Here is a 12,303-nt window from a genome sequence, read left to right as displayed (position 1 = left end):
CATCGCCCAGGTCACCACCGCGGTGGCCCAGGGCGACCTGACGAAGAAGATCGACGTCTCGGCCCGTGGCGAGATCCTCGAGCTCAAGACCACCATCAACACGATGGTCGACCAGCTCTCGTCGTTCGCCGACGAGGTCACGCGTGTCGCCCGCGAGGTCGGCACCGAGGGCAAGCTCGGCGGCCAGGCCGAGGTCGACGGCGTGGCCGGCACGTGGTCGAAGCTGACCGACAACGTGAACCAGCTCGCCTCGAACCTCACCACCCAGGTGCGTGCCATCGCGGCCGTCGCCACCGCCGTGACCGCGGGCGACCTGACCAGGCAGATCACCGTCGACGCGTCCGGCGAGCTCGCCGAGCTCAAGGACAACGTCAACCAGATGATCGCCAACCTGAAGGAAACGACCCGCGCGAACCGCGAGCAGTACTGGCTGAAGACCAACCTGGCCCGTTTGTCCGGTTTGATGCAGGGTCACCGGGATCTCAGGGCGTTGGCGTCGCTGATCATGAGCGAGCTGACTCCGCTGGTCAGCGCCCACCACGGCGCGTTCTTCCAGATCGAGGAAGACGACTCCAAGCAGACCCTGGAGCTCACCGCCACCTACGGCTTCCGCCTGGACGCGGCCCGGGCCACCCGCGTTGCCGTGGGCGAGACCCTCGTGGGCCAGTCGGCGTTGGAGAAGAAGACGATCCTGGTCAGCCAGGTGCCGGGCGGCTACCTGACGGTCTCCTCGGCGCTGGGCGAGTCGCCCCCGGTCAACCTGGTGATCCTCCCGATCCTCTTCCAGGGCGAGACCCTGGGCGTGATCGAACTGGCCTCGCTGAACGTGTTCACCGACGTCCACCTGGACCTCCTCGACCAGCTCAAGGAAGCCATCGGCGTCAACGTGAACACGATGCTCGCCAACTCCCGCACGGACGCCCTGCTGGTCGAGTCCCAGCGCCTCACCACCGAGCTCCGCGCGGGTTCGGAAGAGCTCGAGGACCGGGCCCGCCAGCTCCAGACCGCCTCGAAGTACAAGTCAGAGTTCATGGCCAACATGTCCCACGAACTCCGCACGCCGCTGAACTCGCTGCTGATCCTGGCGAAGCTCCTGGCGGACAACCTCGACGGCAACCTCAACGCCAAGCAGGTCGAGTTCGCCCGCACGATCCACTCGTCCGGCTCGGACCTGCTGCAGCTGATCAACGACATCCTCGACCTCACCAAGGTCGAGGCGGGCCACATGACCCTGCACGAGGACCCGGTCCGCGTCGACGAGCTGGTCCGCTACGTCGAGACCTTGTGCTTGCCGCTGACGGCCGAGAAGAACCTCGAGTTCTCCGTCCGGGTCGACCCGAACGTCCCGGAGACCCTGCGGACCGACGAGCACCGCCTGCAGCAGATCCTGCGGAACCTGCTGTCCAACGCGGTCAAGTTCACCCATGACGGTGGCATCCGCCTGCACGTGCGCATGGACGACCCCTCCACCGTCGCCTTCGACGTCCACGACACGGGCATCGGCATCCCGGCCGAGAAACTCGCCGTCATCTTCGAAGCCTTCCAGCAGGCCGACGGCACCACGTCCCGCAAGTACGGCGGCACGGGCCTGGGCCTCTCCATCAGCCGTGAACTCGCTCAGCTGCTGAACGGCGCCCTGCGCGTCCGCTCCGAACCGGGCATCGGCTCGACGTTCACCCTCTGCCTCCCGCTGGGCAAGGTCGTCTCCGACGCCGTCGTCCTGCCGGAACCGACCCCGATCGTCGCCCCCGCCCCGGTCCTCGCGGCCTCGGGCTCGATCCGCTTCCACGGCGAAAAGGTCCTGGTCGTGGACGACGACCTGCGCAACGTCTTCGCTTTGACGAGCGTGCTGGAGTTGCACGGCCTGGAAGCGATCTACGCCGACAACGGCATAACCGGCGTCCGCGCACTCGAACAATACGACGACGTGGCCATCGTCCTGATGGACATCATGATGCCGGAACTGGACGGCAACGCCACCATCTCGGCAATTCGAGCAATGGAGCGTTACGCCGATCTCCCGGTGATCGCGGTGACGGCAAAAGCGATGAAGGGCGACCGCGAGAAATCGCTGGCCTCCGGCGCCACCGACTACGTGACAAAGCCGGTGGACACCGAGCACCTGATCCGCCTGATCGCCTACTACCTGGGCGTATCGGCAGAGGCGTGAGCTGCTGATGGCGTCTGCGAGTACCACCAACTCAACATCAACAGCTCATAACCACACCCAACGCCCTGCTGGGTTTGTCGCGAACAAAGCGAGGGAGATGCGGATTCGCCAACAGAGTCCTTGCAGGTGCCGTGCCGGCCATCAAGTCTCAGCGAGCCGAATCGACCGCGGGCTGAACCGCCAAATCCACGCTGTCGTGCAGCGACAGAACCGAAGTGACGTCAGCCAGGTCGAACAACCGGCGCACCGGAGCCTGGGTGGCGGCGATCCTCAGCTGTCCACCGGCCTCGGCGAGCTTGCGGTGCCACTCCAGCACCAACGCCAGCCCGGTCGAATCCATGAACAACAGCTGGGACAGATCCAGCACGGCATGCGCCCCGGTCACGTCCGAGTCGAGCCGCGCAGAAAGCACAGGCACGGTGTCGATGTCCAGCTCACCAGCGACGGCGATCACTCGCCATCCCTGCTGGACCTCGCTGCCGACGTTGAGCTCCATCGTCGCCGTTCCTTCCGCCACGCCCGACTCGTGCGACCCAAATCGTGCAGCACGCCGTCGAACCATGCGACCACCGGGGGGCTGAAAGATCCGGACGACCCGCCGGATGTGCGACGATGCGCCCTGTGCTGAACGACCCACTGGCTGAGGTGCGGGTGACCCTGTCCGCGGAGGGCGGGTCATGCTCTCGTGCACGTCAGGTAGTCCGCGACGCCGCCGAGACGTGGGGGCTGTCGGAAGACCTGGCTGACGACGCGCAGCTCGTCGTCACGGAACTGGTGTCGAACGGCATCGACCACGGTGAGGGCCTGATCACACTCACGGTCAGCCGGAAGGCCGACGGGATGCTGGTCGAGGTGCACGACGAGTCGCCGAAGCAGCCTCAGGTGAGACCGGTGGACCCCAGTTCGGCGCGAGGGCGTGGGATGCAGCTCGTGCAGGCGTTGAGCACGCGTTGGGGGACGACACCGGACGCGCGGGGGAAAGTCGTGTGGGCCGAGCTGAAGGCTTGAGAACGGGCTGAGGACGCAAGAAGGCGGGATGCCGCCTGCAGACATCCCGCCCACGTTTCGGTGTTACTTGGTCAGCCGCGAGGCGAGCAGGCGCTTGCCCTGCTCGGCACCCTTCTGGCTCTCGCCCTGCGCCTTGCGGAAGAACTCCGCGAGCTCGCTGTCGCCCTCGCGCTCGGCGTCGGCGATGTAGGTCTCGAGCCGCAGAGCGTTGTCGAGACACGCCTCGGTGAACCAGAGGATGTTGTAGTCCTTGTCCCTCGTGCCCGTGACGTGACCGGTCTCCGTGGTCGACACGGTTCCTCCTCCTCTATCAGGGGATTTGCGGTCACTGGGCGTGTACCCGCCGTGGCCTGGCGAAAACCGGCTCAGCTTGTGGACGTCACCTTCGGGCGCGTACGGTCGGTGCGGACGGGAGTCCTAATGAACCAGCTTCGCCAGACCACGACCTACGTCCAGTCCATCCCGATCGTCGCGCTGACGGGCGAGATCGACATGTTGTCCTCCGCGCCGGTGACGAGCAGGCTCGCCGAGCTGCTCGACCGCAAGCCACCCGCGCTGGTCGTCGATCTGCGGGCAGTGCGCTTCTTCGGATCCGAGGGCATTCGCGCACTCGTGGAGACCCAGGCCCAGGCCGACGAGCTCGGCATCAAGTTCGGCGTCGTCAGCGACACCAGAGTTGTGTTGCGTCCTCTGGAAATGACGGCCGTCGACCAGGTCCTGCTGCTGTTCAACGACGTCGACGACGCCGTCACCGCGCTCAGCGCCTGCTAGGCGACTAGGCGACCGACACCGCCGACTCAGGTCGTAGGCGGGAGCGCTCCACCAGATCCAGCAGCAGGCCTTCCTTGGTCGACCACGGCGAGATGTCCACGACGTCGTGCCCCGCGACCTTCATCAGCCCCTCCGCGACCACCGCGCCCGCCAGCGACTGCCGGGCCCGGTGCCGCGAAATCCCCGGCAGGGCAGCACGTTCGCGCACCGACAGCTTCGCCAGGCGCGGGATCCACTTCTCCAGGTCCTTGAGCTTCAACTGCCGCGTGGCGTACGTCCCGGTGCGCGCTCCGGCAAGCCGGGCCAGCTGCTCGAACACCTTCGAGCAGCCGACGGCGTGAGCGCTCTCATCACGGGGAAACGCCTCGGCGATCCGTTCCTGAACCTCCGCGCGCATGTCCGCCACGGTGAGCCCGGCGCGCGTCAAAGTCCTTGCACCCAAGGGCAACGAGACCGCGAGCTCCGGCTCCGCCCCCGAACCGAGGGCCAGCTCCACGGTGCCGCCACCGACGTCCAGCACCACCATCGGACCGGCGCTCCAGCCGAACCAGTGCCGGGCCGCCGTGTACGAGAGGCGTGCTTCTTCCTTGCCCGACAACACCTTCAGCTCAACGCCGGTGCGTCTGTGCACCTTGCGCATCACCTCGTCGGCGTTCAGCGCGTCACGGACGGAAGAAGTGGCGAACGGGAGGAACGGCACGTCGCCGGCCTTCTTGCGCGCGGCCAGCACGGCGGCGCACAACGACTCGATGCCGTCCGCGCTGATCGCCCCGTCGGAATCCAGTTCCCGGTCCAGCCGCAACCTGACCTTGTGGGACATCAGCGGACGCATCAGGTCTCGTTCCACGACCACCAGGTGAGCGCTGAAGCACCCGACGTCCAGAACACCGACCGACATGCGCCACCTTCCTCCTGCCGAACTTTCAAGTTCCCTTTACCCCATCGGTCACCATTGTGGGAGACTGAGCACCCGATCAGGGCATCTTCGCCTGATGAGATGCGTTACAGTGCCCCGATGTCCTTGGCAGAGATCCCTTCCCGGCTCGACGTCGCCCTGAAATCGGCGGACAGAGGCGTGATCGTCCTGGCCGTGGACGGCCTCTCTTCGGACGTGGCCAAACAATCGTGGTTGTCGGCCTCTCTTTCCACTCTTTCCTCCACTGTGCCCTCGACGTCCGCGACGGCCTGGCTGACCGCGTTGACCGGTGTTCCGGCCGACGTCCACCGCGTACCGGGAACGGTGTACCGCAACGGATCCGGACTCGTGCACGCGATCAACGGCACGCCGGCGATCCCGGATCTGCCCACCGTGCTGGAACGGCACGGCGCGACAGTTCTGGCCCGCGAGCTCGACCTGCTCGAAGGCACCTGGGCTCAGGCCCTCCTGCGAGGCTGCACCCGGATACCCGCGCCCCTTCGGCACAAACTCACCGCCCAGGCGGAAGACCCGCCGCTGCTCGTCGCGAACGTCGTGGCCGATCTGGACAAGGCGCTGCCCGACGCGCGGTTCCTCTGGACCTACGTCAACATCGACGACCACGTGCACCGCCACGGCTACGACGAGTCCGTGCACGAGGCGATGCTCCGCCTGGACGCGCACGCTTCCCGTTGGGCCGCACAGGGTTGGACGGTCGTGGCGCATTCCGATCACGGCCTGGTCCCGGTAGATCCCGATCCGGAGCTCGTCGAGGCCTGGGACGCGATCGTGCGCGAGGAGTGCGTGATCCCGTCCGGCGGCGCGGGCAGGACGCGCTGGCTCTACCCGAAGGCGGACCGGCTCGAAGCCGTTTTCGACCGCGTGGCAACGGCTCTGGGCTCCACGGCCACCGTGCACCACGCCGCCGACCTCGGCCTGCCGCAGCCGGAAGCGGGTCCGGTCGTCGCCGTCGCCGCGTCGCCGGAGTTCCCGATCTCCGACCCCTCCGCGAAGTACGAGCACGGAGGCCTGAGCCGGGACGAGATCGACGTCCCCTTCGCGGTCTGGCACGCCGTACAGTGAACTTGTGCGCGTCGAATTCTCGAACTCCATAAAGGAAATCGATGCTGCCGATTGGAACTCGGTCGTGCACGCGAGCGGCGCGCCGGTGTTCTACGACCACGCGTACGTCAGCGCGTACGAGCAGGCGCCGCTGACGAACGCCGACTACTCCGGAAGTTTCGTGGTGCGGGACGGCGAAGATGTCGTCGCCGTGCTGCCGATCTACGTCCAGTCGGCGGCGAACCCGTTGCGCCGCCTGCACGAGGCGTACCCGGAGGCCGCCGGCCAACGGGTGCTGCTCAGCCACACGTGGCACTGCTACGACGCGCACGTGCCCGCCACCGCCGAGGTACTGCCGACGCTGCTGGACGCCATGACGCGCGCGGCGTCGGTCCTCGAAGCGCGCTGGTGGGGGTTCGTGAACGTCGAGCGCGGCAACGCGCTCTCGCAACAACTTCGGGCGGCCGGTCTGCCCGCACGCCACCTGACCGACCGGTGGTCCACCGGCCTCACCACCTACGAGCGCTACCTCTCGGGGCTCGGCATCCGCGCCAGAGCGAACCTGCGCCGCAACGAGCGAAGATCGAAGGAAGCGGGCGTCACGGTCGAGGTCCTCCCCGCGGACCACGCCGCACTCGACGACATCTCGTTGCTGTGCACCAAAACCGCGACCCGCTTCGACACCGGCGGCTGCTACCCCGGCAGCACCCTCACCAAGTTCGTCCTGGCCCTCGGCGGCCTCGCGCACCTCATCGAGGTCCGGCAGCACGGCAAGCTCGTCGCCGCCGGCATCTGCCTCGCCGACGCCACCCGCTTCCACACCTGGACGTGCGGGGTCGACTACGCCGTCGACGGCCGCTACAGCCCGTACGGCGTGCTGTTCGCCGAGTCGGTCAAGCTCGCGATCCGGCTGGGCAAGACCACGCTCGAAGGCGGCCGCGGCAACTCCGATTTCAAGCGCCGCTACGGCTTGAGCCCGCGCCACCTCGACGCCGTCCTCATTCGCGCGTGAGCATTGTTCATCCTTGTGAACAATGCGCGAGTTCACGTATCTGATTCCCCCTTCAGGCCGGTCAGCGGCCTGCGGCAAGCCGAATGAATCAATTTTTGACTTCTCTTTACAGACCTTGATCGGATCTGGCAGTGTGGCGCCGGGCGCAAGGACATGAAAGGGACTGGACGGTCTCGTGAATCTGTCTCGACGCACCCTTCTGGCGTCTGCCGCGGCCACTCCCCTGCTCACCGGAGCCGGAGTCGCCCTCGGCGCGGGAGAGGCCGCTGCCTCCCCCGCCAAACTCCGCGGCGCGCTCGACTACGGCCTGGCCAAGCTGAAGCAGGTAGCACCGGGCATCACGTCGTTCCCGGAGATCACCCGTGCCGAGAAGTGGACCTACGTCGCCGACGGCGGCTGGATCGGCGGTTTCTGGCCGGGCACGCTGTGGCTCGCGCACCTCGACAGCGGCGACGCACAGCTCCGCACGCTGGCCGAAGCCGCGAACGACCGGCTGGCCCCGCGCCGGCTCGACCCGCGCGACCACGACCTGGGGTTCCTCTTCTACCCGTCCTGGGTCACCGCGTACCGGCTCACCGGCGACACCAAGTGGCGCGACGGCGCGATCGACGCCGCGAACACCCTGATCCTGCGCTGGAACGCCACCGGCAAGTTCATCCGCGCGTGGGGCAAGCTCGGCACGCCGGGCAACGCGGGCCGGGTGATCATGGACACGATGATGAACCTGGACCTGCTCGCGTTCGCCACCGAGCAGACCGGCGACCGCAAGTTCCTCGACATCGCGATCGCCCACGCCAGAACGACTCAGGCCAACTTCCTGCGCCCGGACGGCTCGACCCCGCACGTGTTCGACTTCAACCCGGACACCGGCGCGCCCATCGGCCAGAACACCGTGCAGGGCTACAGCCCGACGTCGGCCTGGTCGCGCGGCCAGTCATGGGGCATCTACGGCTTCACGACGATGTACCGCCGCACGGGCCTGCGGGAGTTCCGCGACACCGCGCGCAAGATGGCGGACTTCGCACTCAACGCCCTGACGCCGGACCACGTGCCGGTGTGGGACTACCGCTCGCCGTTGGGCGCCAACGACATCAAGGACTCGTCGGCGGGCGCGATCATGGCGTGCGGCCTGCTCGACCTGGCCAAGGCGACCGGTTCGGACCGCTACCGCGAGCGGGCCCTGAAGATCCTCGACGGCCTGGTCGGCACGTGCCTGACCAAGAACTCGACGCGCGCTGAGGCGATCCTGGCGCGCGGCACCCGCAACCGCCCCTCGGAAGACGGCGTGGAGGTGTCGCTGCCGTACGGCGACTACTACCTCTACGAGGCGATCCTGCGCGTGCTCAAGCCGACGCAGATCGCGAAGGCCATCGGCCTCTGACCGTTGCCGGACGGCACGCGGGGCCCCTTCGTGCGCTCTTGCCGAACGAAAGCGCCCCGCGTGCCGTTGTCACTTCTCGATGACGCGTGCCGTCGGGCCGTTGGTCCAGGTGGCTTCGAGGCGGGAAAGATGCCCCGAGGCGTTGCGGAAGTTGACCACCAGCGGGCCGCCGGGCTGTTCCACGGCCACCGTCCAGCCGTCGGCGGGACTGGCCGACAGGGCTTCCACGCCGGAAGGGCGGTAGCGCACGACCACATCACCCCCGCGCAGGTGGAACGCGTGGACGTAGGAGCCGTCCGCCTGCCATTCGCCCTCGGAAAGTTGAGCCGAGGGGGGACGTCCATCCGTACTACTGGGAGGAGCCGGAACCGACGAACTGACCACAGGAGGCCTGGTGGACGACGAGGGCGTGACAGGCGGCGAGCTGACCGAGGTGCTCGCAGGAGGCACCGGGACGCTGATCGACGTGATGGTCGGCATCGGCAACACGCCACCTGGCCCAGTGATCTCCACGGCCGCGACGGGCGCGGGTTCCATGGCCGACCGGATGCCGAACCACGACAGGCCGACGGCGACCGCGGTCACCACCGCCCAGGCGACCAGGTATCCGACCGACCGTCTCACTGCGGCGACCCTTCCGTAGCGGCTCATGGCATCAGTACTGCTGGTCGAGGACGACCCGGTGGTGCGAGCGGCGATCACGCGTGCTCTCACCGGCCAGGGCCACATCGTGCACGGTGTCGCGCTCGCGATCGAGGCTTTGCGCGAAGTCACCGCCACCAACTACGACGTCGTGGTGCTCGACCTGGGGCTCCCCGACCTCGACGGTGGCGACGCGCTGCGGATGATCCGAGGCGTCACGAACACCCCGGTGGTCATCGCGACCGCCCGCGACGACGAGCAGGAGATCATCCGCCTGCTCAACGCGGGCGCGGACGACTACCTCGTGAAGCCGTTCTCCAGCGAGCACCTCGAAGCGCGGCTGCAGGCCGTGCTCAGGCGAGCGCGCGACACCACGCAGCTCGTCATCGGCGGGCTGGAGATCGACGTGAACCTGCGCCGGGCCACTGTGGACGGACGCGAGCTCTCGTTGACGCACAAGGAGTTCGAGCTGCTCTCGTTCCTCGCGGCACGGTCCGGCGAGGTGGTGCCGCGCGCCGAGATCCTGGCGAACCTGTGGCCGTCCACCCGTGACGACCAGACGCTCGACGTCCACCTCTCGTGGCTGCGGCGCAAGCTCGGCGAACGGGCCGCGCAGCCGCGTTATCTGCACACCGTGCGCGGGGTCGGCGTGCGTCTGGTCGCACCGAGATGAGGCGGTCACTGGTGCTGGTCGCTCTCGCGGCGACCAGCATGGTGGCGCTGGCCTTCCTGATCCCGCTCGCGATCGTCGTCAAGAACGCGGCGTACGACCGGGCCATCAGCGAGGCCGGGAAACAAGCCGGCGCGCTCACGCCCGCCCTCGTGATCACCACGAAGGCCCCGGAGATCCGCCAGGCCATCCGCAGCACGCGGTACGGCGGCCAGCAACGGCTCGCCGTGCACCTGAACTCCGGCACTTACGGCACCTCGCACATCACCGCCAAAGACCTGGAGGACGCGCGAAACCTCGCGAAGGCGTCCACGGTGGAACGGCCGGACGGCGTCGCGTATCTGCAACCGCTGGCCACCAGCACCAACGGGATCGCGATCGTCGAGGCGTTCGTCCCGCACGAACAGCTCACCCACGGCGTGCTCGGCACGTGGTGGGCGTTGGCGGGTGTCGCCGTCGGGCTCGTGGCGGGTTCGGTCTTCGTGGCCGACCGGCTGGGTGCCCGTGCCGTGAAAGCGACGCGCACGTTGGCCGAAGGCGCGCGGAGAATGGGCCAGGGCGACCTTTCCGCGCGGGTTCCGGTCAAGGGACCGCCCGAGATCAAGGAGGTCGGCAAGGCGTTCAACGCCATGGCCGAACGCGTCCGGCACCTGCTCGCCGCCGAACGTGAGGTGGTCGCGGATCTCTCGCACCGCCTCAGAACGCCTCTCACAGCGCTGCTGCTGGACGCGGACACCCTCGGCAGGGGTCCGGGCGCGGATCGCGTCCGGGAAGCGGTCCAGGGGCTGGAGAGGGAGGTCGACGAGATCATCCGCGCGGCCCGTTCCGGTCTCCAGCCCGACAACACCGGTGTGGACGCCGCGAGCGTCGTGCGCGAACGGCTGGTGTTCTGGTCCGCGCTCGCCGACGACCAGGAACGGCCGTGGACGATCCGCGGCGCCGACAGACCCGCGCACGTACCGTTGAGCCGCAACGACCTCGTGGCGGCGCTCGACGCGTTGCTGGGCAACGTCTTCCGCTACACGCCGGAGGGCACCCGGTTCGCCGTGACACTGGTGCACCAGGCAGATCTGGTGGCGCTCGTGGTCGAGGACGCCGGTCCGGGCATCAAGAACGTCGAGCGCGCGTTGGAGCGCGGTGCCAGCGGCGGTGGGTCCACCGGGCTGGGGCTCGACATCGCGCGGCGCGCCGCGGAGAGCACAGGTGGATCCGTCCACGTCGACCGCGGGCCGCTGGGTGGGGCACGCGTGCAATTGAGGCTCCGAAGGCAGTAGAGGCCTCGCAAAGGGGTTGCAGGGCCAGGGAATGACACCGCCGGCGGCGCCGGACCGTGGGACGGGTCCGAACGCCGCCGGCGGGCACCGGCCGGCTGCACTGCACCGCTGCCGCACCACCGAGTCCCGAGCAGGAGGGAGGAACCCGATGAGCAGTGCGCGCTTGCCTTCCCACACCGGTGTTACGAGGTGGATCTGCCGGGGCTCTCGGCGCCAGGTGTGGGGACCGGCGTATTCAGGAGGTCTGTGTTGATCGTTTTTCGCGATCTGTCACGAAGTTAGCCGACGGATCATCGTCGCCAATCCACCGTTCAGACGATTAATCCGTTTTAAATATATTTAAGTTCGCCCGGTCGGCCGTCCGTCCCTTAAGTCCATTTAAGATAATGTCACCGTCACGCCGCCATCCATCCCCCGAAATGAAAGGCGCCTCATGCTCAGTGTGATGGCAGCTACGAGTTTGGCACTGTCGCTCCTCGTCGCCCCGGAGGCGCCGAGCACCGCGGATGTCGTTCCTCCCGGCAAAATCACCGTCGACGTCGTGACGGTCAACGGTTCCGGCTGCCCCGCGGGAACAGCGGCGGTCGCCGTCGCGGACGACAACACCGCATTTACGGTGACGTACAGCGACTACACGGCACAGGCCGGCGCCGGATCGACACCGACGCAGTTCCGCAAGAACTGCCAGCTGAACCTCCGCGTGCACTACCCGCAGGGCTTCACGTACGGGATCGCGAAGGCCGACTACAGAGGATTCGCGTCGTTACCCAGGGGCGCGAAAGGCATGCAACGCGCCAGCTACTACTTCTCCGGCTCGTCGTCGACCGGCTCGAGCACGCACAACATCCCCGGCCCCAAGGTCGACAACTGGCAGTTCACCGACTCCACCGACGTGGCGGAGATCGTCTTCGCGCCGTGCGGCATGGTGCGCAACCTCAACGTGAACACCGAGGTGCGCGTGACCACGAACTCCTCGAACCAGTCCGCGTTCGTGTCCATGGACTCGACCGACGGCAGCGTCAACACCCGCTACCAGTTCGCCTGGAAGCGATGCTGACCCGAAATGATAACGGAGCGCTCCCGGCGTTCTACCCAGAGTGAGCGCCGGGGCCTCTCACCGTGACCCGGACGTGACTTTTGACGGGTGAGTCAACCAGGCCATTGCTTCCCGCGTATACCCATGTAGATTCCCCGCACACCGCGACGGCCATTCGGGTGACTGTCGCTGGATCGCGCGCCGCACGCGAACGGAGGCTGCATGCCGGTGAACGCCCAGACTGCACAGGTCGATGACCTGACACTCATCGCGTTGCCCACCGCGGTGAACTGCGCAGATCTGTTCGTCCGCTTCACACTTGGCGAGTGGCGGCTGCGGTCAGAGATGTGTATAAGAGACA

Annotated in this window: 14 protein-coding genes; 10 read left to right on the top strand and 4 right to left on the bottom strand. The window is 67.5% G+C overall.

Annotated elements, in window-relative coordinates:
* Positions 1 to 2,170, top strand: a 2,170-nt coding sequence (locus UK23_RS45420; RefSeq protein WP_045318058.1) for an ATP-binding protein, incomplete at its 5' end; no start/stop codon positions are given.
* Positions 2,171 to 2,318: 148 nt separating this feature from the next.
* On the opposite strand, the gene UK23_RS45415 is transcribed toward UK23_RS45420, so the two are convergent.
* Complete coding sequence (locus UK23_RS45415) at positions 2,319 to 2,687, bottom strand: STAS domain-containing protein (RefSeq protein ID WP_231114981.1); 369 nt, start codon at positions 2,685 to 2,687, stop codon at positions 2,319 to 2,321.
* A 95-nt stretch (positions 2,688 to 2,782) separates the two neighbouring features.
* Between UK23_RS45415 and UK23_RS45410 the strand changes: the two genes are divergently transcribed.
* Positions 2,783 to 3,178, top strand: a complete 396-nt coding sequence (locus UK23_RS45410; protein ID WP_045318057.1) for an ATP-binding protein — start codon at positions 2,783 to 2,785, stop codon at positions 3,176 to 3,178.
* Positions 3,179 to 3,241: 63 nt separating this feature from the next.
* On the opposite strand, the gene UK23_RS45405 is transcribed toward UK23_RS45410, so the two are convergent.
* A complete protein-coding gene (locus UK23_RS45405; protein WP_045318056.1) occupies positions 3,242 to 3,472 on the bottom strand; it encodes a hypothetical protein in 231 nt (76 codons plus the stop codon).
* A 126-nt stretch (positions 3,473 to 3,598) separates the two neighbouring features.
* Here UK23_RS45405 and UK23_RS45400 point away from each other — a divergent pair, with 126 nt between their 5' ends.
* On the top strand, positions 3,599 to 3,949 hold the full coding sequence (locus UK23_RS45400) for an STAS domain-containing protein (protein ID WP_045318055.1): 351 nt from the start codon (positions 3,599 to 3,601) through the stop codon (positions 3,947 to 3,949).
* Positions 3,950 to 3,953: 4 nt separating this feature from the next.
* Here the strand turns inward: UK23_RS45400 and UK23_RS45395 are convergent, their stop codons facing one another.
* Complete coding sequence (locus UK23_RS45395; protein ID WP_045318054.1) at positions 3,954 to 4,847, bottom strand: Ppx/GppA phosphatase family protein; 894 nt, start codon at positions 4,845 to 4,847, stop codon at positions 3,954 to 3,956.
* 117 nt (positions 4,848 to 4,964) lie between these two features.
* Between UK23_RS45395 and UK23_RS45390 the strand changes: the two genes are divergently transcribed.
* The 3 genes from UK23_RS45390 to UK23_RS45380 all read left to right on the top strand — a co-directional run bounded on the left by UK23_RS45390 (position 4,965) and on the right by UK23_RS45380 (position 8,320).
* On the top strand, positions 4,965 to 5,948 hold the full coding sequence (locus tag UK23_RS45390; RefSeq protein WP_045318053.1) for a hypothetical protein: 984 nt from the start codon (positions 4,965 to 4,967) through the stop codon (positions 5,946 to 5,948).
* A gap of 4 nt (positions 5,949 to 5,952) precedes the next feature.
* Positions 5,953 to 6,939 carry a GNAT family N-acetyltransferase gene (locus UK23_RS45385; RefSeq protein ID WP_156213863.1) on the top strand — a complete coding sequence of 329 codons (987 nt, stop codon included), beginning with the start codon at positions 5,953 to 5,955 and terminating at the stop codon, positions 6,937 to 6,939.
* A gap of 175 nt (positions 6,940 to 7,114) precedes the next feature.
* Positions 7,115 to 8,320, top strand: a complete 1,206-nt coding sequence (locus UK23_RS45380; protein WP_063778184.1) for a glycoside hydrolase family 88 protein — start codon at positions 7,115 to 7,117, stop codon at positions 8,318 to 8,320.
* Between the two features lie 69 nt (positions 8,321 to 8,389).
* Here UK23_RS45380 and UK23_RS45375 read toward each other — a convergent pair whose 3' ends face one another.
* Entirely contained in the window at positions 8,390 to 8,569 is a 180-nt protein-coding gene (locus UK23_RS45375; protein WP_156213862.1) for a hypothetical protein, read from the bottom strand.
* A gap of 145 nt (positions 8,570 to 8,714) precedes the next feature.
* On the opposite strand from UK23_RS45375, the gene UK23_RS45370 reads away from it, so the two are divergent.
* The 4 genes from UK23_RS45370 (at position 8,715) to UK23_RS45355 (ending at position 11,963) form a co-directional block, all read left to right on the top strand.
* On the top strand, positions 8,715 to 8,963 hold the full coding sequence (locus UK23_RS45370; protein ID WP_045318050.1) for a hypothetical protein: 249 nt from the start codon (positions 8,715 to 8,717) through the stop codon (positions 8,961 to 8,963).
* A gap of 6 nt (positions 8,964 to 8,969) precedes the next feature.
* Positions 8,970 to 9,635 (top strand): response regulator transcription factor, encoded by a 666-nt coding sequence (locus UK23_RS45365; RefSeq protein WP_045318049.1) that lies wholly within the window; start codon positions 8,970 to 8,972, stop codon positions 9,633 to 9,635.
* Entirely contained in the window at positions 9,632 to 10,906 is a 1,275-nt protein-coding gene (locus UK23_RS45360) for a HAMP domain-containing sensor histidine kinase (protein ID WP_045318048.1), read from the top strand. Before UK23_RS45365 ends, UK23_RS45360 begins: the two co-directional genes overlap by 4 nt.
* Positions 10,907 to 11,339: 433 nt before the next feature.
* On the top strand, positions 11,340 to 11,963 hold the full coding sequence (locus UK23_RS45355) for a DUF4360 domain-containing protein (protein ID WP_045318047.1): 624 nt from the start codon (positions 11,340 to 11,342) through the stop codon (positions 11,961 to 11,963).
* Positions 11,964 to 12,303: the final 340 nt, after the last annotated feature.

Source organism: Lentzea aerocolonigenes (genome assembly GCF_000955955.1).
Taxonomy (GTDB): Bacteria; Actinomycetota; Actinomycetes; order Mycobacteriales; family Pseudonocardiaceae; genus Lentzea; species Lentzea aerocolonigenes_A.
This window is presented reverse-complemented; position numbering and strand designations above follow the sequence as displayed.